The following is a 23,138-nucleotide window of genomic DNA, read 5'->3' as shown; positions in this document are numbered from 1 at the left end:
ACGCCGTAGCGCCGATGGTAGTGTGGGGTCTCCCCATGCGAGAGTAGGACACTGCCAAGCACCAAATAAGCCAAGAGGCCATCCGAAAGGATGGCCTTTTTGCTTTCAGTACCTCTCATCCTCCCTGCCAAAGATCCTGACGCAGTTCGCGCAATGAAACATTTTCACCTTTCCGCTGAATGCTCGACAGCGACGGAAAAAAACGCTATCTTCGGGCATCTAGAAGTCTAAACGTATAAATGGATGTGTGAGGGTTAAGCAATGCCGATTCGTGTTCCTGATGAGTTACCTGCGGTCAATTTCTTGCGCGGTGAGAATGTCTTCGTGATGACATCCTCGCGGGCAAAAACACAGGAAATCAGGCCGCTGAAAGTGCTGATCCTTAACCTGATGCCAAAGAAGATCGAAACGGAAAACCAGTTTCTGCGCCTGCTTTCCAACTCGCCGCTGCAGATTGATATCCAGCTGCTGCGCATCGACAGCCGCGAATCGAAGAATACGCCGGCCGAGCATCTGAATAACTTCTACTGCGACTTCGAGGATATTCAGAATGAGAACTTCGATGGTTTGATCGTCACTGGCGCGCCGCTGGGGCTGGTCGATTTCTGCGATGTTGCCTACTGGCCGCAGATCGAACGGGTGATCGACTGGGCTAAGAACCACGTTACCTCCACGCTGTTCGTGTGCTGGGCGGTACAGGCGGCGTTGAATATTCTGTACGGCATTCCCAAGATGACGCGCGAGGTGAAGCTCTCCGGGGTTTATCCGCACCAAACGCTACAGCAGCATGCGTTGCTGACGCGCGGCTTCGACGAAAGCTTCCTGGCGCCGCATTCACGCTATGCCGATTTCCCGACCGAGGTGATTCGCCAATATACCGACCTGGACATCCTGGCCGAATCCGAGCAGGCCGGCGCCTACCTGTTCGCCAGCAGGGATAAGCGCCTGGCGTTCGTCACCGGCCATCCGGAATACGATACGTTGACCCTGGCAGGAGAGTATTGTCGCGACAACGAAGCTGGCCTCGATCCTGCCGTACCGCTCAACTATTTCCCCGATGACAACCCCGCACTGACACCGAAAGCCACCTGGCGCAGCCATGGCCACCTGCTGTTTTCCAATTGGCTCAACTATTACGTCTACCAGATCACGCCTTACGATCTGCGCCATATGAATCCGACGCTCGACTGATCTTTTCTGCCTGCCGGCGGCTGAATCGAGGCCGCCGCACTGCTCATCCTCTGCCCGATCCTCTTTTTACCCGTCAATTTTCCTAAAAAACCATTGCCTAACAAAGCGTTAGTCCGTCTTTGCAATTCTATTGGAACCGATTTCCTTACCTGTTGACCGTGTTATTTACCCTAACTAATTGATAATAAAGTGTTAATAAAATATTTAATAATAAAATGGAAATGGTTTTTGATTTTTATTTTTTGTTGAGTATTCTTAGAGCTATCGGGATGAGATCTGACCAGTTGAGGATCGTTTCATCCGCCCTGATCCACAGTGATTTCTGATGAAAATGCGCCGGTCGCGCGGGCGCAACGATGGGAAGGAGCAAGGTCATGACGCAACAGATAGCAGGCACGGAATTAAGGTTTACTCAGGGTTTCGCCGCAGCGGAGCGCCAGGTGTTAACGGATGAAGCGGTTGAATTCCTGGCGGACCTGGTGGGGAAATTCACGCCGCGGCGCAACGAGCTGCTGGCGGCGCGTGTCCGCTGGCAACAAAATATCGATCGCGGTGAACTGCCGGGATTTATTTCGGAAACCGCTTCCATTCGTGAAGGTGACTGGCAAATCCGCGGCATTCCGCAAGACCTGCGTGACCGCAGGGTCGAGATCACCGGGCCGGTCGAGCGCAAGATGGTGATCAATGCGCTGAACGCCAACGTAAAAGTGTTTATGGCGGACTTCGAAGACTCGCTGGCGCCAAGCTGGGACAAAGTCATTGACGGTCAAATCAACCTGCACGATGCGGTTAACGGCACCATCTCCTACACCAATGAAGCCGGCAAGATCTACCAGCTGAAACCGAATCCGGCGGTGTTGATCGCTCGCGTGCGCGGCTTGCACCTGCCGGAGAAACACGTCTTGTGGCGTGATGAAGCCATCCCCGGCGGCCTGTTCGATTTCGCGCTGTACTTCTACCACAACTATCGCCAGCTGTTGGCCAAGGGCAGCGGCCCGTATTTCTACCTGCCGAAAACCCAGTCCTGGGAGGAAGCGGCCTGGTGGAGCGATGTCTTCAGCTTTACCGAGGATCGTTTCGATCTGCCGCGCGGCACCATCAAGGCGACCGTGCTGATCGAAACCTTGCCGGCGGTGTTCCAGATGGACGAGATCCTGTATCACCTGCGCGATCACATCGTCGGTCTGAACTGCGGCCGTTGGGATTACATCTTCAGCTACATCAAAACGCTGAAGAACCACGGCGATCGCGTGCTGCCGGATCGTCAGTCGGTGACCATGGAAAAACCTTTCCTCAGCGCCTATTCGCGCCTGTTGATCAAAACCTGTCATAAGCGCGGCGCTTTCGCCATGGGCGGCATGGCGGCGTTTATCCCGAGCAAAGACGCCGAAAAAAACGCCTGGGTGCTGAACAAGGTACGGGCGGACAAAGAGCTGGAGGCCAACAATGGCCACGACGGCACCTGGGTGGCGCACCCGGGCTTGGCGGACACGGTGATGGAGGTGTTCGGCAACGCATTGGGCGATCGTCAAAACCAGCTGGACGTGCTGCGTGAGCAGGATGCGCCGATCAGCGCCGCACAGCTGCTGGAACCGTGCGACGGCGAACGCACCGAAGCAGGGATGCGCGCCAATATCCGCGTGGCGGTGCAGTACATTGAAGCCTGGATCTCCGGCAACGGCTGCGTGCCGATTTACGGTTTGATGGAGGATGCGGCGACGGCGGAGATCTCCCGCACGTCTATCTGGCAGTGGATCCACCACGAGAAGAGCCTGAACGACGGGCGCCCGGTCACCAAGGCGCTGTTCCGCCAGATGCTGCAAGAAGAGATGTTGGTGGTGCGTGAAGAAGTAGGGGAAGCGCGCTTTAACGCCGGCCGGTTCGAAGAGGCGGCGCGCCTGATGGAGCGCATCACCACGCAAGATGAATTAATCGATTTCCTGACGCTGCCCGGCTATGAGCTGCTGGCCTGAATTTTCCCAATCAACCCTACATGACTGAAAGGATAAAAATTATGTCTACCTCTCGCTCTCAACAGATCCAGCAGCTGGAACAGGAATGGAAATCGGCCCGTTGGGAAGGCATTACCCGCCCCTATAGCGCCGAAGACGTGATCAACCTGCGCGGTTCGGTCAACCCGGAATGCACCCTGGCGCAAAACGGCGCCGCCAAACTGTGGGCGTTGCTGAACGGCAAGGCGCGCAAAGGCTACGTGAACTGCCTGGGTGCGCTGACCGGCGGCCAGGCGCTGCAGCAGGCCAAAGCCGGCGTTGAGGCTATCTACCTGTCCGGCTGGCAGGTGGCGGCTGACGCCAACAGCGCGGCGGCCATGTACCCTGACCAGTCGCTGTATCCGGTGGACTCGGTGCCGAAGGTGGTCGAGCGCATCAACAACACCTTCCGCCGCGCCGATCAGATCCAATGGGCGAACCAGATTGAGCCGGGCAGCAAAGGCTACACCGATTACTTCCTGCCGATCGTCGCCGATGCGGAAGCCGGCTTCGGCGGCGTGTTGAACGCCTTTGAGCTGATGAAAGCGATGATTACCGCCGGCGCCGCCGGGGTGCACTTCGAAGATCAGCTGGCGGCGGTGAAGAAATGCGGCCATATGGGCGGCAAAGTGCTGGTGCCGACGCAAGAAGCGATCCAGAAACTGGTCGCCGCGCGCCTGGCGGCCGACGTGCTCGGCGTGCCGACGCTGGTGATCGCCCGTACCGACGCCGATGCGGCCGACCTGCTGACCTCTGACTGCGATCCGTATGACAGCGCCTTCGTCACTGGCGAGCGTACGGCGGAAGGCTTCTTCCGCACCCATGCCGGCGTCGAACAGGCGATTAGCCGCGGCCTGGCCTATGCCCCTTACGCCGATATGGTGTGGTGCGAAACCTCAACGCCGGATCTGGATGCCGCCCAGCGCTTCGCCGACGCCATCCACGCCAAATATCCAGGCAAGCTGTTGGCCTACAACTGCTCGCCATCGTTCAACTGGAAGAAGAACCTCGACGACCAGACCATCGCCCGCTTCCAGCAGGCGCTGTCGGACATGGGCTACAAGTATCAGTTCATCACGCTGGCGGGCATCCACAGCATGTGGTTCAACATGTTCGACCTGGCGCACGCCTATGCGCAGGGCGAGGGGATGAAACACTACGTCGAGAAGGTGCAGCAGGCGGAGTTCGCCGCGGTGGATCGCGGTTACACCTTCGCGTCGCACCAGCAGGAGGTGGGTACCGGCTACTTCGACAAGGTCACCACCGTCATTCAGGGCGGCGCCTCTTCGGTCACCGCGCTGACCGGTTCGACGGAAGAACAGCAGTTCTGATGCGGCAAGCTTGAAGACGTTTCACCCGGAGCCTGCATGCGCAGGCTTCTTTTTCTGGCGGGGGTAAGGATGGCGGCAAAACTGGAGTTGTTGATCGCACAGACGATCCTGCAGGGCTTCGATGCGCAGTACGGCCGCTTTCTGGAAGTGACCGCCGGCGCGCAGCAGCGCTTCGAGCAGGCGGACTGGCCGGCGGTGCAGCAGGCGATGAAAAAGCGCATCCATCTGTATGACCATCACGTCGGCCTGGTGGTGGAGCAGCTCAAATGCATCACCGGGCAGAAATACTTCGATGCCGACTTCCCCAGCCGGGTTAAAGCGGTTTATATCGACCTGCTGCCGGACTATCCGCGTTTCGAGATCGCCGAAAGCTTCTTTAACTCGGTCTATTGCCGGCTGTTCAAGCACCGCGATCTGACGCCGGACAAGCTGTTCGTCTTCAGTTCGCAGCCGGAACGGCGCTTTCGCGACATACCGCGTCCGCTGGCGCGCGATTTTACCCCCAATGGCGATCTGCCGGCGATGCTGCGCAGCGTGCTGAGCGATCTGCCGCTGCGGCTGCCATGGGAGGACTTGGCGCGCGATATTCGCGACATCACTCAGGCGCTGCAACGCGCCTTCAGCCCACAGCAACTGACGGGGGCGACCTTCCAGATCGCCAACGAACTGTTCTATCGCAACAAGGCCGCCTGGCTGGTCGGCAAGTTGCGCCTGGCCGACGGCGTTTACCCGTTCCTGTTGCCGATTCACCACAGCGAGTCGGGCGCGCTGTTTATCGATGCCTGCCTGACCGGAAAGGCCGAGGCCAGCATTGTCTTCGGTTTCGCCCGCTCTTATTTCATGGTCTACGCGCCGCTGCCGGCGGCGATGGTGGAGTGGCTGCGCGAGATCCTGCCGGGCAAAACCACCGCCGAGCTGTACATGGCGATCGGCTGCCAGAAGCACGGTAAAACCGAATGCTATCGCGAATACCTGACCTTTATGGCGCAGTCGCAGGAGCAATTTATCATCGCGCCGGGGGTGAAGGGCATGGTGATGCTGGTGTTCACCCTGCCGTCCTTCGATCGGGTGTTTAAAGTGATCAAAGACGAATTCGCCCCGCAAAAAGAGGTGACGCAGGCGCAGGTGATGGCTTGCTATCAGCTGGTGAAAGAGCACGATCGCGTCGGGCGCATGGCGGATACCCAGGAGTACGAGAATTTCGTCGTCGACAAGGCGCGTCTCAGCCCTGAGTTGTTGGCGGAGCTTCGGCGCGAAGTGCCGGACAAGCTGGAAGATCTCGGCGATCGCATCGTGATCAAACACCTGTATATGGAACGGCGCATGACGCCGCTGAACCTGTATCTGGAGCAGGCCAACGACCAGCAAATGCGCGATGCGATTGAAGAGTACGGCAACGCGATCAAGCAGTTGGCCGCCGCCAATATTTTCCCCGGCGATATGCTGTTCAAGAACTTCGGCGTGACGCGCCACGGGCGGGTGGTGTTCTACGACTACGACGAAATTTGCTACATGACCGAGGTCAACTTCCGCGACATTCCGCCGCCGCGTTATCCGGAGGACGAGCTGGCCAGCGAGCCGTGGTACAGCATCGCGCCCAACGATGTGTTCCCGGAAGAGTTCCGCCACTTCCTGTGCGGCGATCGGCGCATTCGGCAGGTGTTTGAAGAGTTGCACAGCGATCTGTTTACCGCGGAGTATTGGCGCGGGTTGCAGCAGCGCATCCGCGAAGGGCATGTGGAAGACGTATTTGCTTATCGCAAGAAGCAGCGGTTCAGCCAGCGCAGCGGGGCGGCGCTGCCGGCCGCCACCGCTGCGATGTAAATCAGGCCTGGGCGCCCGCGACGGCGGCGCGCGCCAGTTCGGTAATACGCGCGTAGTCGCCGCTTTCGAGTGCGTCCGCCGGCACCAGCCAGGAGCCGCCGATGCACAGCACGCTTTTCAGCGCCAGATAGCTGCGGTAATTGTCCGGCGAGATGCCGCCGGTCGGGCAGAAACGCACCTGCGGGAACGGGCCGCCGATCGCCTGCAGCGCTTTTACGCCGCCGTTGGCTTCCGCCGGGAAGAATTTAAATTCGCGCAGGCCGTAATCCATGCCCTGCATCAGCTCGGAAACGGTGCTGATGCCCGGTATAAGGGGAATGGAACCGGCGGTGGCGGCTTTGAGCAGCTCGTCGGTCAGCCCTGGGCTGATGGCGAACTGCGCGCCGGCCTCGGTCACTTCCCGCAGCTGCTGCGGATTGATCACCGTACCGGCGCCGATGATCGCTTCCGGCACCTCTTGGGCGATGGCGCGAATGGCGTCCATGGCGCAGGCGGTGCGCAGCGTCACCTCCAGCACCCGTACGCCGCCGGCGACCAGCGCTTTCGCCAACGGCACCGCATGTTCCAGCTTGTTGATCACGATGACTGGCACCACCGGCCCCGCCGTCAGGATTTGCTCGGCGCTTGTTTTCCACTTGTTCATGCTGACGTTCTCCTCTGTGGCCGCCGCCTGGCGGCGATGCGGCCAGGCTATCGATTAAAATTTGATGCAGCAGGCGCCCTGCTCGGCGCCTGACAGCTGGCTGCGCAGCGCGCCGAACAGCTCGCGGCCGCAGCCGATGTGTTCGGCGCTCAGATCGGGTTGGCAAGGCGTGCGCCGCGCCAACTCGTCGGCGTCGACCAGCACCTGCAGCTCGCCGCTGCGGCCGTTGACGCGGATCGGATCGCCGTCGCGCACTTTCGCCAGCAGGCCGCCGGTATAGGCTTCCGGGGTGACGTGAATGGCGGAAGGCACCTTGCCGGAGGCGCCGGACAGGCGGCCGTCGGTCACCAGCGCCACTTTGAAGCCGCGATCCATCAACACGCCCAGCGGCGGCATCAGCTTGTGCAGCTCCGGCATGCCGTTGGCCTGCGGCCCCTGGAAGCGCACCACCACCACGCAATCGCGATCCAGCTTGCCGGCTTCGAACGCCGGCACGATATCGTGCTGGCTGTCGAACACCACCGCCGGCGCTTCGATGATCTGGTTATCGGCGGGCACCGCCGAGGTTTTCATCACCGCGCGGCCCAGATTGCCGGCCATCACTTTGGTGCCGCCATGATGTTCGAACGGCTGGGCCACGCTGGCGATCACGCTGGCGTCGAGCGAGCCGGCCACGCCTTCGCGCCATACCAATTGGCCGTTGTCCAGCCACGGTTCCTGGGTGTAGCGGCGCAGACCGAAACCGGCCACGGTGTGCACGTCTTCGTGCAGCAGGCCGTGTTGCAGCAGCTCGCGCACCACCAGCGGCACGCCGCCGGCGGCCTGGAATTGGTTGATGTCGGCCGGGCCGTTCGGGTAGATGCGGCACAGCAGCGGCACCGCCTCCGACAGCTCCGAGAAATCGTCCCAGGTGATGATGATGCCCGCCGCCCGTGCCATCGCCACCAGATGCATGGTCAGATTGGTGGAGCCGCCGGTGGCCAGCAGCGAGACGATGCCGTTCACCACCACTTTCTCGTCCACCAGGCGGCCGATCGGCAGGTAGTTGCCGGCGGTATCGGTCAGTCGGGTCACCTGGCGCGCGGCGGCGTCGTTCAGCGCGTCGCGCAGCGGCGTGTCAGGATGGACGAAGGAGGCGCCCGGCAGATGCAGACCCATCACTTCCATCACCATCTGGTTGGTGTTGGCGGTGCCATAGAAGGTGCAGGTGCCGATGCCGTGATAAGAGGCCGCCTCGGCCTCCAGCAGCGCCAAACGGTCGGCCTTGCCCTCGGCGTACAGCTGGCGCACGCGCACTTTTTCCTTGTTCGGCAGGCCGCTGCTCATCGGGCCGGCCGGCACAAACAGCGCGGGCAGGTGGCCGAAGGAGAGGGCGGCCATCACCAGCCCCGGCACGATCTTGTCGCAGATGCCGAGGAACAGCGCGCCGTCGAACATATTGTGCGACAGGCCGACGGCGGCCGACATGGCGATCACGTCGCGGCTCATCAGCGACAGCTCCATGCCGTCCTGCCCCTGCGTCACGCCGTCGCACATCGCCGGCACGCCGCCGGCCACCTGGCCCACGGCGCCGACCGCTTTCAGCGCCTGCTTCAGCCGCTGCGGGTAGTGTTCGTACGGCTGGTGGGCCGACAGCATGTCGTTATAGGCGGTGATGATGGCGATATCGCTGCGCACCATGTTTTTCAGCGACGCCTTGTCATCAGGCTGACAGGCGGCGAAGCCGTGGGCCAGGTTGCCGCAGGCGAGCTGCGCGCGGTGGACGGTTTGGGCGCGGGCCGCCTCGATACGCGCCAGATAGGCGGCGCGGCTGGCCTGGGAACGGTCGATGATGCGCTGTGTGACACGGGACAAGGTTGGATTAATCATGCCTTCCTCACATTGCTGTTGTTATAGTCGCCGCCTGTGGCGGTGCCCCCGGGGGTGATTTGCAGCCCTGGTGTGCAAGGCCGGGGGCGATTCAGGATTTAAAACATCGTGAATGCAATCATGCCGATGGCGCCGCCGACGCTGCCCAGAATGGTTTCCATCACCGTCCAGGTTTTCAGCGTTTGCAGTTCGTTGGCGCCGGTGAATTTGCCGAACAGCCAGAAACCGGCATCGTTGACGTGGCTCAGCACGATGGAGCCGCCGGCGATGCAGATGGCCAGCGCGGCCAACTGCCCGCCGTTCAGCCCGAGCTGGCTGGTGACCGGCAGCACCAGACCGACGGTGGTCAGGCAGGCGACGGTGGCCGAGCCCTGGATCACCCGCACCATGGCGGACAGCGCAAAAGCGGCCACGGCGATCGGCAGGCCGGCGCCGATCATGGCGTCACCCAGCGCCGGCCCTACACCGGAATCCACCAGGATCTGCTTGAACACCCCGCCGGCGCCGGTCATCAGTAGGATGATCCCGGCCGGCTGCACCGCGGCGGAGCAGATGGCCAGGGTCTGTTCGTTGCTCATGCCGCGCGGTTTCGCCAGACCGTAAATCACGATCAGGCAGGCCAGCAGAATGGCGGTGAACGGGTGGCCGATAAACTCCAGCCACTGCTGCAGCTGCGAGCCGGGAGTGACCAGCCGCGCGCCGATAGTCTTCATGCCGACCAGTACCAGCGGGCACAGCACCAGCGCCAGGCTGAAGCCGAACGACGGCAGATTGCCCTTGGTCAGCGTCGGCTCATTCTCTTCCGGCGGCATCGGCCAGTTGACGAAGCGGCTGATAAAGCTGCCGTACAGCGGGCCGGCGATCAGCATGCCGATCACTGCCGCCACCAGGCCGATGGCGATCATCCAGCCGAAATCGGCCTTCATCTGCGATGCCAGCAGCATCGGCACCGGCCCCGGCAGCAGGAAGGAGGCGGCAGCGGCCACACCGGCGAACAGCGGGATGGCCAGCTTGACGATATTGCCGTCGGTGCGGCGCGCCACGGCGAACACGATGCCGATCAGCAGCACCACCGCCACGTCGAAGAACAGCGGCAGCGCGCAGATCAGGCCGGCGATGCCGAGCGCGTAGTGCGCCTTGCTTTGTCCGAATCGTTTCAGCAATTGCGCCGCAATTTGATCGAGCGCGCCGACCTCATGCAGGATCTTGCCGAACATCGCCCCGAGCGCTACCACGATCGCCAGGAAGCCCAGCGTGTCGCCCATGCCTTTTTGCATGGTGTCGGCGATGTGTTCCAGCGGCATGCCGGAGAAAATGCCGGCGGCGATGGACACCAGCATCAGCGCGACGAAGGCGTGCATGCGCGCCTTCATCACCAGGAATAACAGCAGTAAAACCGAGCCGACTGCGGTACCGACCAGCGTTACGGTACTCACGCGCACACGTCCTGCGGCAGGAAGCTCTGGATATGGCGTACGGTATCGGCGATCACCGCGTCCAGCGGCTGATTGATGTCGATCGCCATCACGTCGTTCTCGTCGGCGCCCGGTTGCTCCAGCGCGGCGAACTGGGTGACCAGCATCTGCGGCTTGAAGAAGTGGCCGTTGCGCGCCGCCAGGCGGGATTCGATCACCGGGAACTCACCGTGCAGATAGATGAATGACAGGTTGCCGTTGCCGGCGCGCAGGCGGTCGCGATACTGCTTTTTCAACGCCGAACAGACGATGATCGACACGTTGTTGGTGCGCTGCATGGCGAAGGCGGCGTCGTTGAGCGCGGCCAGCCACGGCGCGCGATCGTCGTCGTTCAACGCCTCGCCGGCGGCCATCTTCAGGATGTTGCTGCGCGGGTGCAGGAAGTCGCCGTCGAGGAAGCCGGCGGAGAGTTGGCGGGCCGCGGCGGCGGCGACGGCGGACTTGCCGCTGCCGGAAACGCCCATAACGACGTAAATGCGATTTTGATTGTTGGTCATGGTTTGGCTCCAAAACACCGGGTGACGTTACCTTCGTTCAGTCTGATTGTTACCGGTAACATGTTATCGGTAACATTGTCGAAGGAAGTTTGAGCGGTTGCAATGGGCTTTCGCCGTGAGGATCGTTAACTGTGATCGGCTTCAAGCTTTTTGCCTGTGCGCTAAACAGGATGCCGACAGCCTGTTACATGCTGACAACAGAGCATAGCAGGGGAGCAGGGGCGCGCTGGGGCGCCCCTCGGATGGGCTGGATCAGCGCACGCCGCCGTAGGCCAGGCTGATCTCTTTCGCCGCGTGGATCACCAGCGCGCCCAGCTCGATCACGCGATCGTCGGTGATGCGCGACACCGGGCCGGAGATGGAAATGGCGGCGAAGGCTTCGCGGTGCTCGTCGAAGATGCAGGCCGCCACGCAGCGCAGGCCGAGCGCGTGCTCTTCGTCGTCAAAGGAGAAGCCCTGTTTGCGGATCTGCGCCAGCCCCTCTTTCAGGTTGTGTGGCGTCAGGGTATGCGGCGTGTAGGTGTGCATGCCTTTCTTGTGCAGCAGTTTGGTCACCTGATCGTCCGGCAGGGTGGCGAGGAACGCTTTGCCGGCGCCGGAGGCGTGCATCGGCAGTTTGCCGCCGATCGGCGCCGACATGCGCATCAGCGCCGTGCACTGCACCTGATCGATGATGATCGCCTGGTACTCGCTGGTATCCAGCACCGCCAGGTTGACGGTTTCGCCGGACTCCTCCATCAGGCGGCGCAGAGTCGGATGCACCATCGCCAGCAGGTTGCGGCTTTGCAGGAAGCTGCTGCCGACCACAAAGGCGTGCGAGCCGATGGTCCACAGGCCGAGATCGCCGACCTGGCGCACGAATCCCTGCTGCTGCATGGTGGTGAGCAGGCGATGAGTGGTGGAATTCGGCAGGCCGGCCTGCTGGGCCAGATCGGTCAGCGCCACGTTGCCCTGGGCTTCCGAAATGTATTCCAACAGTTTCAGGCCACGGGTCAACGATTGTACCTGACCGGTCGCCGCACTGGCGGCGGGGGCTGCTGCGCGGGGCTTCTTGCCGCGCTTGGCGGGAGCAGGGGTGGCCATGGGTGAGATTCCTTTTTCCGTATGATGGAATTCATTTTCGTTTTTTGTCGATGAATTGCAAGCCGCCGTCAGCTCATCGGAGGTGTTGACGCACAACCTGAAAAACTCTCAATTGTCGCCTGGCCCTTTGTCCTTACAAGCTGTGCTAGGATGACTCGTTGGTTTTTGCGGCAGTTGAGCAATGGGCTGGATGGCAATGGAAGGGGTTACAGTGACGAATCGAGTAGAACAACTGCGCCGCCAGTTAGCGCAGCGCATTTTAGTGTTGGACGGCGGCATGGGCACCATGATCCAGAGCTATCGCCTGGACGAGCGCGATTTTCGCGGTGAGCGTTTCGCCGACTGGCGCAGCGATCTGAAAGGCAATAACGATCTGCTGGTGCTGACCAAGCCGGAAGTGATCACCGCCATTCATTACGCCTATCTTGAGGCGGGCGCCGATATCCTTGAGACCAATACCTTCAACTCCACCTCCATCGCCATGGCCGACTACCACATGGAGTCGCTGTCCGCCGAGATTAACTATCAGGCCGCCTGTCTGGCGCGCGCCTGCGCCGACGAATGGACGGCGCGCACGCCGGAAAAACCGCGCTACGTCGCCGGGGTGTTGGGGCCGACCAACCGCACTGCGTCCATCTCGCCGAACGTCAACGATCCGGCGTTCCGCAACATCTCGTTCGATGAACTGGTGGCGGCTTACCGCGAATCGACTCGCGCGCTGGTGGAAGGCGGCGTCGATCTGATCATGATCGAAACCATCTTCGACACCCTGAACGCCAAGGCCGCCGCTTTTGCGGTGGAAACCGAATTCGAAGCGCTGGGGGTGGAACTGCCGATCATGATTTCCGGCACCATCACCGACGCCTCCGGCCGCACCCTGTCCGGCCAGACCACCGAAGCGTTTTACAATTCGCTGCGCCACGTCAAGCCGCTGACCTTCGGCCTGAACTGCGCCCTGGGCCCGGACGAGCTGCGCCAGTACGTCGCCGAGCTGGCGCGCATCTCGGAGACCTACGTCACCGCGCACCCGAACGCCGGTTTGCCGAATGCCTTCGGCGAATACGATCTGGATGCGGCCGAGATGGCGCGCCAGGTCGGGGAGTGGGCGCAGGCCGGCTTTCTCAATATCATCGGCGGATGCTGCGGCACCACGCCGGAACATATCGCCGCGATGGCCAAGGCGGTCGAGGGCGTGCCGCCGCGCCGGCTGCCGGAGCTCCCGGTCGCCTGCCGCCTGGCCGGTCTGGAGCCGCTGACCATCGACGCCAACACCCTGTTCGTCAACGTCGGCGAGCGCACCAACGTCACCGGTTCGGCGCGCTTCAAGCGCCTGATCAAAGAAGAGAAATACAACGAGGCGCTCGACGTGGCGCGTCAGCAGGTCGAGAGCGGCGCGCAGATCATCGACATCAACATGGACGAGGGGATGCTCGACGCCGAAGCGGCGATGGTGCGCTTCCTCAACCTGATCGCCGGCGAGCCGGATATCGCTCGGGTGCCGATCATGATCGACTCCTCCAAGTGGTCCGTTATCGAGAAAGGCCTGAAGTGCATTCAGGGCAAGGGCATCGTCAACTCGATCTCGATGAAGGAGGGCGAAGAAGCCTTTATCCATCACGCCAAACTGGTGCGCCGCTACGGCGCCGCGGTGGTGGTGATGGCGTTCGACGAAGTGGGCCAGGCGGACACCCGCGAGCGCAAGTTCGAGATCTGCCGCCGCGCCTATAAAATTTTGACCGAACGCGTTGGCTTCCCGCCGGAAGACATCATTTTCGACCCGAACATCTTCGCCGTCGCCACCGGCATCGAAGAGCACAACAACTACGCCGTCGACTTTATCGAAGCCTGCGCCGACATCAAAACCCACCTGCCGCACGCGATGATCTCCGGCGGGGTGTCCAACGTGTCGTTCTCGTTCCGCGGCAACGATCCGGTGCGTGAAGCGATCCATGCGGTGTTCCTGTATCACGCCATTCGCAACGGCATGGACATGGGCATCGTCAACGCCGGGCAGTTGGCGATTTACGACGATCTGCCTACTGAGCTGCGCGAGGCGGTAGAAGACGTGATCCTCAACCGCCGCGAGGACGGCACCGAACGCCTGCTGGAGCTGGCGGAAAAGTACCGCGGCAGCAAAGACGGCGAAGCGGCGGTGCAGCAGGCGGAGTGGCGCGGCTGGCCGGTGGAGAAGCGGCTGGAATACTCGCTGGTGAAGGGTATCACCGAGTTTATCGAGCTGGACACCGAAGAAGCGCGGCAGCAGGCCGAACGCCCAATCGAAGTGATCGAAGGGCCGCTGATGGCCGGGATGAACGTGGTCGGCGATCTGTTTGGCGAGGGCAAGATGTTCCTGCCGCAGGTGGTGAAATCCGCCCGCGTGATGAAGCAGGCGGTGGCCTACCTGGAACCGTACATCGAGGCCAGCAAGCAGCAAGGCACCTCCGCGGGGAAAATCCTGTTGGCGACGGTGAAGGGCGACGTGCACGACATCGGCAAGAATATCGTCGGCGTGGTGCTGCAGTGCAACAATTATGAAATCGTCGATCTTGGCGTGATGGTACCGACGGAGAAAATCCTGCGCACCGCGCGCGAGGAGAACGTCGACATCATCGGCCTGTCGGGGCTGATCACGCCGTCGCTCGACGAGATGGTCAACGTGGCCAAAGAGATGGAGCGCCAGGGCTTTACGCTGCCGCTGCTGATCGGCGGCGCCACCACCTCCAAGGCGCACACCGCGGTGAAAATCGAGCAGAACTACAGCGGCCCGACCACCTACGTGCAGAACGCCTCGCGCACCGTGGGCGTGGTGTCGGCACTGCTGTCCGCCACCCAGCGCGACGAGTTTGTGGCGCGCACCCGCAAAGAATATGAAACGGTGCGCATTCAGCACGCGCGCAAAAAACCGCGCACGCCGCCGGTCGATTTGCAGAAGGCGCGCGCCAACGCCATGGCGCTGGACTGGGCCGATTATCAGCCGCCGGCGCCGCGGCAGCTCGGCGTGTTTCCGGTGGCGGCCGGCATCGAGACGCTGCGCCACTACATCGACTGGACGCCGTTCTTCATGACCTGGTCGCTGGCGGGCAAATACCCGCGCATCCTGGAGGATGAGGTGGTGGGGGAAGAGGCCAAGCGCCTGTTCCACGACGCCAATCAGATGCTGGATCGGCTGGCCGCCGAGCGCAGCCTCAACCCGCGTGGCGTTTACGGCCTGTTCCCGGCCAACCGCGTCGGCGACGACGTGGAAGTGTACCGCGACGAACGGCGCGGCGAGGTGCTGGCGGTGAGCCGCCATCTGCGTCAGCAGACGGAAAAAACCGACTTCCCGAACTACTGCCTGGCGGACTTCGTGGCGCCGAAAAGCAGCGGCAAGGCCGACTACTTCGGCGCCTTCGCGGTGACCGGCGGGCTGGAGGAAGACGCGCTGGCGGCGGCGTACGACGCGCAGCACGACGATTACAACAAAATCATGGTCAAGGCGTTGGCGGATCGTTTGGCGGAGGCCTTCGCCGAATACCTGCATGAGCAGGTGCGCAAGTTGCACTGGGGCTATGCCGCCGACGAGAGCCTGAGCAACGAGGAACTGATCCGCGAGAACTATCAGGGCATCCGGCCGGCGCCGGGCTACCCGGCCTGCCCGGAGCACACCGAAAAAGCGACCATCTGGCAGCTGCTGGACGTCAACCGCCACACCGGCATGGAACTGACGGAGTCCTTCGCTATGTGGCCGGGAGCGGCGGTATCCGGCTGGTACTTCAGCCATCCTGAGAGCAAGTACTTCGCGGTGGCGCAGATCCAGCGCGATCAGGTGGAAGACTACGCGGCGCGTAAAGGGATGAGCGTGAGCGAGGTCGAGCGCTGGCTGGCGCCAAACCTCGGCTACGACGCCGACTGACTTTCCTCTTCAAGGGCGCAGCGATGCGCCCTTGTCATTTACAGCGCTTCCACGTCGATGTGCAGCGCGTCGTACCGCCAATATTCCAGGTCGCAATCGATCACTCTGTCGTGCTGATCGCGATTCACCCGCGTAATGAACAGCGCCGGGCTGCCGTAGGTCACCTTCAGCATGGCGGCGGCCTGCTGCGGCAGCAGGGTGGGCAGCATGTCGAAACGCACCCGCCCGTAGTGAATGCCGTAGCGCGCGGCGTACAGCGCGGTCAGCGACTGGGTCAGATCTTCGTCCAGAATGCCGGGGAAATAGGCCGGATTGAGGTAGTGCTCGCAGTACAGCACCGCACGTCCGTCGATGTAGCGCAGCCGGCGAATGCGATAGGCCTCGGCGCCGGGGGGCAGCGCCAGGCGGCCGGCCAGCTGCGCGTCGAGCGTGACGACCGCGCTGTCGATCGCTTCGGTATGGGCGGCGCGCCCCTGCTGCTGCGCCATGGCGTGAAAATGGCTGCGCTGCAGCGGGTTGTAGATCAAACGTGGAGGCGAGATGAACCAGCCGCGCCGCACCTGGCGGTAGATGACGCCCTGCGCCTCCAACTGGCCGAGCGCCTCCTGCAAGGTAATGCGGGTGGTGGCGAACTGTTCGCTCAGGGCGCGTTCGGAGGGCAGCTTGCCGCCCACGGCGAACTCGCCGGCGGTAATGCGGGCGCTCAGCGTTTGGCAGATGGTGGCGACGGTCGTCGGTGCTTCACTCATACAGCGGGTGTCCCGTTTCAGTGCGTTTGGCCTTCCTTAAGGTAGACCAGCGTCGCGTTTTCGCCGTTGCAACGGGTGATAAAACTGTCGCTTTTTTAAGCTGACATATAATTATCACATTCGTCCGTTAGATTGGTTTGGTCCTTGCTGGACTAGTCCAGCCATCCCCACACTACCACCTGGAGCATCAGTTATGAAACGTTTGTGCGCTTCTGTGTTAACCAGTACCATCGTGTTATCCAGCCAGATGAGCTGGGCCGCGGATACCGATCTGGCGGCGCTGGAGCAGGCCGCGAAGAAAGAAGGCGAAGTCAACAGCGTCGGCATGCCGGACAGCTGGGCCAACTGGAAAGGCACCTGGCAAGATCTGTTGAGCAAGTACGGCCTGAAGCATGTCGATACCGACATGAGCTCCGCGCAGGAGATCGCCAAATTCGATGCGGAAAAGAACAACGCTACGGCGGACATCGGTGACGTCGGCGCGGCCTTTGGCCCGGTGGCGGTGCAGAAGGGCGTAACGCAGCCCTACAAACCCTCTACCTGGGATCAGGTGCCGGACTGGGCGAAAGACAAAGACGGGCACTGGGCGCTGGCTTACACCGGCACCATCGCCTTTATCATCAATAAACAGCAGGTGAAAGACATCCCGCACAGCTGGGCCGATCTGCTCAAGGGCAGCTATCAGGTCACCATCGGCGACGTCGGCACCGCGTCGCAGGCGGCCAGCGGCGTGCTGGCCGCCACCTACGCCATGGGCGGCAACGAGAAAAACCTCAAGCCGGGCCTGGAATTCTTCGGCAAGCTGGCCAAGGCCGGCCGCCTGAGCCTGAGTAACCCGGTGATCGCATCGCTGGAGAAAGGGGAAGTGCAGGTTGGCGTGGTGTGGGACTTCAACGGCCTGAACTACCGCGATCAGATCGACAAAACCCGTTTTGAAGTGCTGATCCCGTCGGACGGCTCGATCACCTCCGGCTACACCACCATCATCAATAAATACGCCAAGCACCCGAACGCCGCCAAGCTGGCGCGCGAATACATCTTCTCCGACGCCGGCCAGATCAACCTGGCGCGCGGCTATGCCCGCCCGATCCGCGCCGAACATCTGACGCTGCCGGACGACGTCAAGGCCAAGCTGCTGCCGGCCGAGCAGTACAAGAATGCGCACCCGATCGCCGATCCGGCGGCCTGGGAACAGAGCGCCAAAGCGCTGCCGCGCCTGTGGCAGGAAAACGTCATTATGTTTATGCAGCAGTGAGTTAACGCACCATGAAAACGATCCTCGTGCTGCTGGACGGCCTCAACTACCGGGTGGCGCATGACGCCATGGGGTATCTGCAGGCCGAATGTGCGGCGGGACGCGGGCGGTTGTACCTGCTGGAGAGCGAGTTGCCCTCGCTCTCCCGGCCGCTGTATGAATGCATCCTCACCGGCGTCACGCCGGTGGAGAGCGGCGTGGTGCACAACCACGTCTCGCGCCTTTCTCATCAACAAAGCGTGTTTCATTACGCGCGCGCCGCCGGGCTGACCACCGCCGCCGCCGCGTATCATTGGTTCAGCGAATTGTATAACCGCACGCCGTTCGACGCCGCGCGCGACCGCCACACCGACGCTCCCGAGCTGCCGATTCAGCACGGCCATTTCTATTACGACGACGGCTATCCCGACAGCCACCTGTTCGACGACGCCGAAAGCCTGCGCCAGCGTCATCAGCCGGATTTCCTGCTGATCCACCCGATGAACATCGACGACGCCGGGCACCGCTTCGGCCTCTCTTCGCCGCAGTACCGCAACGCGGCGCGGCGCGCCGACGGCTCGCTGTCGCGCTACCTGCCCGAGTGGCTGGCGGCCGGTTATCAGGTGCTGGTCACCGCCGACCACGGCATGAACGACGATCGCAGCCACGGCGGGGTGTTGCCGGAAGAGCGCCAGGTGCCGCTGTTCGTGTTCGGCGCGGGCTTCAGCCTGGACGACGCCGATCCGCAGCAAACCGAGCTGTGCGGCACGATCTGCGATCTGCTGCAGGCGGCGCATGACAAGCCGCGCTGCCGGGCGCTGCTGGCGCAGGATGCGCGATGAACAGCAAAACCAAATGGATCGCCGCACTGTGCCTGCTGCCGTTTATCGTGCTGTTCGGCGCGTTTCAGATCGCCCCGCTGGTGTGGATCGCGGTTCACAGCTTTTTCAGCGAGAGCAGCGGCTGGGGATGGGGCAACTATGTCGATATCCTCACGTCGCCGTTCTACCTGCAGGCCTTTCAGTTCTCGCTGGAGATCTCGCTGTGGTCGAGCGTCTACGGCTTGCTGATTGCATTAGTGGGCAGTTACTCACTTCGCCAGCTCGGCCAGACCCGCTTTCATGACTTCGTGATGTCGTTCACCAACATGACCAGCAACTTCGCCGGGGTGCCGCTGGCGTTCGCCTTCGTCATTCTGTTGGGGTTGAACGGCTGCCTGACGCTGCTGCTGCGCAAATACGGTTTGATGGAGAGCTTCAACCTCTATTCGAAGAGCGGCCTGATCGTGCTGTATACCTACTTCCAGATCCCGTTGGGCGTGCTGTTGCTGTATCCGGCGTTCGATGCGCTGCGCGCCGATTGGCGTGAGTCGGCGGCGCTGCTCGGCGCCGGCCCCTGGCGCTACTGGCGGCATATCGGCCTGCCGGTGCTGGCGCCGGCGCTGATGGGCACCTTCGTCATCCTGCTGGCCAACGCGCTGGGCGCCTACGCCACGGTGTACGCGCTGACCACCGGCAACTTCAACGTGATCCCGATCCGCATCTCGGCGTTGGTGGCGGGGGACATCTCCCTCGATCCGAACCTGGCCAGCGCGCTGGCGATGCTGCTGGTGGTGATGATGGCGTTTATCACGGTAATCCACCAATGGATGCTGCGCAGGAGCTACCTCAATGCGCGCTCATAATCGGATGGAGAATGCGCATGTCGCGTGCTGAACGCCTCTATCACCGCACGGTGACCGGCCTGCTGCTGCTGATCCTGCTGCTGCCGCTGGCGGCGACGCTGATTTATGCGCTGGCCACCCAGTGGGGCGCCACCATTTTACCGGACGGTTTTACCCTGAAGTGGCTGACGGCGCTGTGGAGCGACCCGCGCTTTTTGCAGGCGCTGTGGCACTCGCTGCTGATCTGCTTCGGCACGCTGCTGCTGTCGGTGGTGGTGATCCTGCCGGCGATGTTTGTGATCGCTTACTACTTTCCCAAACTGGACGCGGTGATGAACGTGCTGATCCTGCTGCCGTTCGCCGTGCCGCCGGTGGTGTCGGCGGTGGGGCTGATGCAGCTGTTCGCCGCCGATCCGCTGCCGCTGCTCGGCACCCCCTGGATTTTGGTGGGCTGCTATTTCACCATCGCGCTGCCGTTTATCTACCGCGCCATCAGCAACAACATGCAGGCGATCAACCTGCGCGATCTGATGGACGCCGCGCACCTGCTCGGCGCCAGTACCTGGCAGGCGGCGCTGTGGGTGGTGCTGCCGAACCTGCGCAAGGGCGGAACGATCGCCGTGCTGCTGTCGTTCTCGTTCCTGATCGGCGAGTTCGTGTTCGCCAACCTGCTGGTGGGCAGCCAGTATGAAACGCTGCAGGTCTACCTGTTTAATATGCGCAACGGCAGCGGGCATTTCACCAGCGCGCTGGTCATCTCCTATTTCGCCGTGGTGCTGCTCGTCACCTGGCTGGCGAACTTGCTGAATAAAAACAAGGGCTAACCCGATGGCTTATCTCAACGTCACCCGCCTGAACAAACACTATGGCCAGACCCAGGTGTTTCAGGATATCGATTTCACCGCCGAAGAGGGGGAGTTCGTCACCCTGCTGGGGCCGAGCGGCTGCGGCAAATCGACGCTGCTGCGCTGCCTGGCCGGCCTGACACCGGTCGACAGCGGGCAAATTTTATTGCAGGGCCAGGATCTGGTACCGCTGGCGCCGCAAAAGCGCGGCATCGGCATGGTGTTCCAAAGTTATGCGCTGTTCCCCAATATGACGGTGGAAGGCAACGTGGCCTTCGGCCTGAAAATGCAGAAGCTGGCGGCCGGGCAGATCGGCCAGCGGGTGCAGGAGGTACTGGCGCTGGTGGAGCTGAGCGATCTGGCAAAGCGCTATCCGCATCAGCTGTCGGGCGGCCAGTGTCAGCGCGTGGCGCTGGCACGATCGCTGGTCACTCGCCCGCGTCTGCTGCTGCTCGACGAACCGCTGTCGGCGCTGGACGCGCGTATCCGCAAACACCTGCGCGAGCAGATCCGGCGCATTCAACGCGAGCTGAACCTGACGGCGATCTTCGTCACCCACGATCAGGAAGAGGCGTTGACCCTATCGGATCGCATCGTGCTGATGAACAAGGGGCAGATCGTGCAGAGCGGCGACGCGGAAACCTTGTATACCCAGCCGGCGGACGCCTTCGCCGCCGGATTTATCGGCAACTATAACCTGTTGACCGCCGAACAGGCCGCCCAACTGACCGGGCGCAGCTATGTCGGCAAGGTGGCGATCCGCCCCGAGTCTATCGGCCTGTTGCCGGCCGGACAGGGGATCGGTGGGGTGATCCTGGGTCACAGTTTGCTCGGGAATGTGGTACGGTATCGGATTCAGGTTTGCGAGATAGAATTGCTGGTTGACGTGCTCAACCGTTCGGTGGCCGACCTGCGGCCCGACGGCGCGGAAATTGGGCTACACTTGGAACCTGTTGTATTGCGGGAAGTTGCATGACTTCGCAGCGCGGCGCCGGGGCCTTCCCGCCGCCGCATTAACCCTTCTCTTCTGCGGTCTGCCGCCCGCCCGCTGTCCTGCCAGACCCACGCCCGGCAGGCGGGACCGCGCGCTGTACCCGTCATCCTTTGGCTCGCCTCTCTGCGTCGCGTGACAAGCATCGGGTATCAGCCTCCTTTGGCCGGGCGTTAATGGAGCGTATCTTCCGTGCTGACCCTTCTTCACCTGCTTTCGTCCGTGGCGCTGTTGGTGTGGGGTACCCACATCGTGCGCACCGGGATCATGCGGGTTTACGGCGCCAATCTGCGGCGCGTGTTGAGCGACAGCGTTGAGAAAAAACCGCTGGCGTTCGTTTCCGGCATCGGCGTGACCGCGCTGGTGCAAAGCAGCAACGCCACCGCGCTGCTGGTGACCTCTTTCGTCGCGCAGGGGCTGGTGGGGCTGGCGCCTGCGCTGGTGATCATGCTGGGCGCCGACGTCGGCACCGCGCTGATGGCGCGCGTGCTGACCTTCGATCTTTCCTGGCTGTCGCCGCTGCTGATCCTGGTCGGCGTCTTCCTGTTCCTCAGCCGCAAGCAAATGCGGATCGGCCAGATCGGACGCGTCCTGATCGGCCTTGGGCTGATCGTGCTGGCGCTGGAGCTGATCGTCGCCGCCGCCACGCCGATCACCCAGGCGGCCGGGGTGAAAGTGCTGTTCTCGTCGCTGACCGGCGACGTGATGCTGGACGCCCTGACCGGCGCGCTGTTCGCCATCGTCAGCTACTCCAGCCTGGCGGCGGTGCTGCTGACCGCCACCCTGACCGCCACCGGCGTGATTTCTCTGAAGGTGGCGCTCTGTCTGGTGATCGGCGCCAACCTCGGCAGCGGCCTGCTGGCGATGATCAACGCCAGCGGGCAGAACGCCGCCGGGCGGCGCGTAGCGCTCGGCAGCCTGCTGTTCAAGCTGGTGGGCTGCATACTGGTGCTGCCGTTCGTCTCCTATCTGGCGGATTTGATGGCTCAGCTGCCGGGCGGCAGCGAAGAGCTGGTGATCTATTTCCACGTGTTCTACAACCTGATCCGCTGCCTGGTGATGATCCCACTGGCCGGGCCGATGGCGACGCTGTGCGAGCGGCTGATCGTCGACGAAGCGGCCGACGATCCGCGCATGCGGCCGCGCCATCTGGACGCCAGCGCGCTGGACACGCCGACGCTGGCGCTGGCCAATGCGGCGCGCGAAACGCTGCGCATGGGCGACGTGGTGGAACACATGATGATCCTGCAACGTGAAGTGCTGCACGGTAAGCAGGGGGTCGATAAAGAGGTGCGGCGCCTCGACGATGACGTCGACGTGCTGTACACCGCCATCAAGCTGTATCTGGCGCAGATCCAGAAGGAAGATCTGGGCGAGGAAGACTCGCGCCGCTGGGCGGAGATCATCGAAATGGCGCTCAACCTGGAACAGGCGGGCGACATCATCGAGCGCATGGCCGGCGACGTGGGCGCCAAGTCGCACGCCGCGCGCCGCGCCTTCTCGGCGGAAGGGTTGGCGGAGCTGGACGGGCTGCACGAACGGCTGATCGGCAACCTGCGCCTGGGGCTGTCGGTGTTCCTGTCCGGCGACGTCACCAGCGCCAAACGCCTGCGCCGTTCCAAGCACCGCTTCCGCATTCTGGATCGCCGCTACGCGCACGCGCACGTCGATCGTTTGCACCAGCAAAACGTGCAGAGCATCGAGACCAGTTCGTTGCATTTGGGATTGTTGGGGGACATGAAGCGCCTGAACTCGCTGTTCTGCGCGGTGGCTTACAACGTGTTGGATCAGGATGCCAAGGACGACGATCGCGACTGGGAAGACACCCCGAGCACGCTGTAAAAAAACGCCCCCGGTTTT

The 23,138-nt window shown here is 62.3% G+C and carries 17 protein-coding genes; 11 read left to right on the top strand and 6 right to left on the bottom strand.

Annotated elements, in window-relative coordinates; all coding sequences use genetic code 11:
• The first annotated feature begins 261 nt into the window (after window positions 1–261).
• From metA to aceK, 4 genes are all read left to right on the top strand, one after another.
• Window positions 262–1,191: a homoserine O-succinyltransferase gene (metA, locus tag N6G83_RS20255; RefSeq protein WP_063988506.1), complete on the top strand. Its 930-nt coding sequence runs from the start codon at window positions 262–264 to the stop codon at window positions 1,189–1,191.
• A 374-nt stretch (window positions 1,192–1,565) separates the two neighbouring features.
• Window positions 1,566–3,164 (top strand): malate synthase A, encoded by a 1,599-nt coding sequence (aceB, locus tag N6G83_RS20250; protein WP_025304484.1) that lies wholly within the window; start codon window positions 1,566–1,568, stop codon window positions 3,162–3,164.
• Window positions 3,165–3,205: 41 nt separating this feature from the next.
• On the top strand, window positions 3,206–4,513 hold the full coding sequence (gene aceA, locus N6G83_RS20245) for an isocitrate lyase (RefSeq protein WP_025304483.1): 1,308 nt from the start codon (window positions 3,206–3,208) through the stop codon (window positions 4,511–4,513).
• A 69-nt stretch (window positions 4,514–4,582) separates the two neighbouring features.
• Window positions 4,583–6,337: a bifunctional isocitrate dehydrogenase kinase/phosphatase gene (gene aceK / locus N6G83_RS20240; RefSeq protein ID WP_197819584.1), complete on the top strand. Its 1,755-nt coding sequence runs from the start codon at window positions 4,583–4,585 to the stop codon at window positions 6,335–6,337.
• 1 nt (window position 6,338) lies between these two features.
• Here the strand turns inward: aceK and N6G83_RS20235 are convergent, their stop codons facing one another.
• From N6G83_RS20235 to iclR, 5 genes are all read right to left on the bottom strand, one after another.
• Window positions 6,339–6,980, bottom strand: a complete 642-nt coding sequence (locus N6G83_RS20235; protein WP_063918651.1) for a bifunctional 4-hydroxy-2-oxoglutarate aldolase/2-dehydro-3-deoxy-phosphogluconate aldolase — start codon at window positions 6,978–6,980, stop codon at window positions 6,339–6,341.
• Between the two features lie 54 nt (window positions 6,981–7,034).
• Entirely contained in the window at window positions 7,035–8,849 is a 1,815-nt protein-coding gene (gene edd / locus N6G83_RS20230; RefSeq protein WP_060448003.1) for a phosphogluconate dehydratase, read from the bottom strand.
• 98 nt (window positions 8,850–8,947) lie between these two features.
• Window positions 8,948–10,285: a gluconate transporter gene (gene gntU / locus N6G83_RS20225; protein ID WP_025304479.1), complete on the bottom strand. Its 1,338-nt coding sequence runs from the start codon at window positions 10,283–10,285 to the stop codon at window positions 8,948–8,950.
• A complete protein-coding gene (gene gntK / locus N6G83_RS20220) occupies window positions 10,282–10,821 on the bottom strand; it encodes a gluconokinase (protein WP_004936645.1) in 540 nt (179 codons plus the stop codon). Before gntK ends, gntU begins: the two co-directional genes overlap by 4 nt.
• 252 nt (window positions 10,822–11,073) lie before the next feature.
• On the bottom strand, window positions 11,074–11,904 hold the full coding sequence (iclR, locus tag N6G83_RS20215) for a glyoxylate bypass operon transcriptional repressor IclR (protein ID WP_004936648.1): 831 nt from the start codon (window positions 11,902–11,904) through the stop codon (window positions 11,074–11,076).
• 196 nt (window positions 11,905–12,100) lie between these two features.
• On the opposite strand from iclR, the gene metH reads away from it, so the two are divergent.
• Entirely contained in the window at window positions 12,101–15,796 is a 3,696-nt protein-coding gene (gene metH / locus N6G83_RS20210; protein ID WP_197791245.1) for a methionine synthase, read from the top strand.
• A 38-nt stretch (window positions 15,797–15,834) separates the two neighbouring features.
• On the opposite strand, the gene N6G83_RS20205 is transcribed toward metH, so the two are convergent.
• Entirely contained in the window at window positions 15,835–16,545 is a 711-nt protein-coding gene (locus tag N6G83_RS20205) for a UTRA domain-containing protein (RefSeq protein WP_060448005.1), read from the bottom strand.
• Between the two features lie 193 nt (window positions 16,546–16,738).
• Here N6G83_RS20205 and N6G83_RS20200 point away from each other — a divergent pair, with 193 nt between their 5' ends.
• The 6 genes from N6G83_RS20200 to N6G83_RS20175 all read left to right on the top strand — a co-directional run bounded on the left by N6G83_RS20200 (window position 16,739) and on the right by N6G83_RS20175 (window position 23,120).
• Window positions 16,739–17,800, top strand: coding sequence for an ABC transporter substrate-binding protein (locus tag N6G83_RS20200; protein ID WP_260515793.1), 1,062 nt, complete (start codon window positions 16,739–16,741; stop codon window positions 17,798–17,800).
• Window positions 17,801–17,811: 11 nt separating this feature from the next.
• Window positions 17,812–18,621: an alkaline phosphatase family protein gene (locus N6G83_RS20195; protein ID WP_043139627.1), complete on the top strand. Its 810-nt coding sequence runs from the start codon at window positions 17,812–17,814 to the stop codon at window positions 18,619–18,621.
• Window positions 18,618–19,463, top strand: a complete 846-nt coding sequence (locus tag N6G83_RS20190) for an ABC transporter permease (RefSeq protein WP_016930298.1) — start codon at window positions 18,618–18,620, stop codon at window positions 19,461–19,463. Before N6G83_RS20195 ends, N6G83_RS20190 begins: the two co-directional genes overlap by 4 nt.
• 17 nt (window positions 19,464–19,480) lie before the next feature.
• Window positions 19,481–20,266 (top strand): ABC transporter permease, encoded by a 786-nt coding sequence (locus N6G83_RS20185; RefSeq protein ID WP_025304475.1) that lies wholly within the window; start codon window positions 19,481–19,483, stop codon window positions 20,264–20,266.
• 4 nt (window positions 20,267–20,270) lie between these two features.
• Window positions 20,271–21,263, top strand: a complete 993-nt coding sequence (locus N6G83_RS20180) for an ABC transporter ATP-binding protein (protein WP_025304474.1) — start codon at window positions 20,271–20,273, stop codon at window positions 21,261–21,263.
• A gap of 207 nt (window positions 21,264–21,470) precedes the next feature.
• Window positions 21,471–23,120: a Na/Pi cotransporter family protein gene (locus N6G83_RS20175; RefSeq protein ID WP_016930295.1), complete on the top strand. Its 1,650-nt coding sequence runs from the start codon at window positions 21,471–21,473 to the stop codon at window positions 23,118–23,120.
• The last annotated feature ends 18 nt before the right edge of the window (window positions 23,121–23,138 follow it).

The organism is Serratia sp. PL7, assembly GCF_945957435.1.
Note: the sequence above shows the minus strand (reverse complement) of the source record. Positions and strands in the feature narration are given on the sequence as shown.

Coding starts and splice junctions, on each gene's coding strand:
- metA (WP_063988506.1), top strand. CDS start 262: ATGCCGATTCGTGTTCCTGATGAGTTACCTGCGGTCAATTTCTTGCGC.
- aceB (WP_025304484.1), top strand. CDS start 1,566: ATGACGCAACAGATAGCAGGCACGGAATTAAGGTTTACTCAGGGTTTC.
- aceA (WP_025304483.1), top strand. CDS start 3,206: ATGTCTACCTCTCGCTCTCAACAGATCCAGCAGCTGGAACAGGAATGG.
- aceK (WP_197819584.1), top strand. CDS start 4,583: ATGGCGGCAAAACTGGAGTTGTTGATCGCACAGACGATCCTGCAGGGC.
- N6G83_RS20235 (WP_063918651.1), bottom strand. CDS start 6,980: ATGAACAAGTGGAAAACAAGCGCCGAGCAAATCCTGACGGCGGGGCCG.
- edd (WP_060448003.1), bottom strand. CDS start 8,849: ATGATTAATCCAACCTTGTCCCGTGTCACACAGCGCATCATCGACCGT.
- gntK (WP_004936645.1), bottom strand. CDS start 10,821: ATGACCAACAATCAAAATCGCATTTACGTCGTTATGGGCGTTTCCGGC.
- iclR (WP_004936648.1), bottom strand. CDS start 11,904: ATGGCCACCCCTGCTCCCGCCAAGCGCGGCAAGAAGCCCCGCGCAGCA.
- metH (WP_197791245.1), top strand. CDS start 12,101: ATGGAAGGGGTTACAGTGACGAATCGAGTAGAACAACTGCGCCGCCAG.
- N6G83_RS20205 (WP_060448005.1), bottom strand. CDS start 16,545: ATGAGTGAAGCACCGACGACCGTCGCCACCATCTGCCAAACGCTGAGC.
- N6G83_RS20200 (WP_260515793.1), top strand. CDS start 16,739: ATGAAACGTTTGTGCGCTTCTGTGTTAACCAGTACCATCGTGTTATCC.
- N6G83_RS20195 (WP_043139627.1), top strand. CDS start 17,812: ATGAAAACGATCCTCGTGCTGCTGGACGGCCTCAACTACCGGGTGGCG.
- N6G83_RS20190 (WP_016930298.1), top strand. CDS start 18,618: ATGAACAGCAAAACCAAATGGATCGCCGCACTGTGCCTGCTGCCGTTT.
- N6G83_RS20185 (WP_025304475.1), top strand. CDS start 19,481: ATGTCGCGTGCTGAACGCCTCTATCACCGCACGGTGACCGGCCTGCTG.
- N6G83_RS20180 (WP_025304474.1), top strand. CDS start 20,271: ATGGCTTATCTCAACGTCACCCGCCTGAACAAACACTATGGCCAGACC.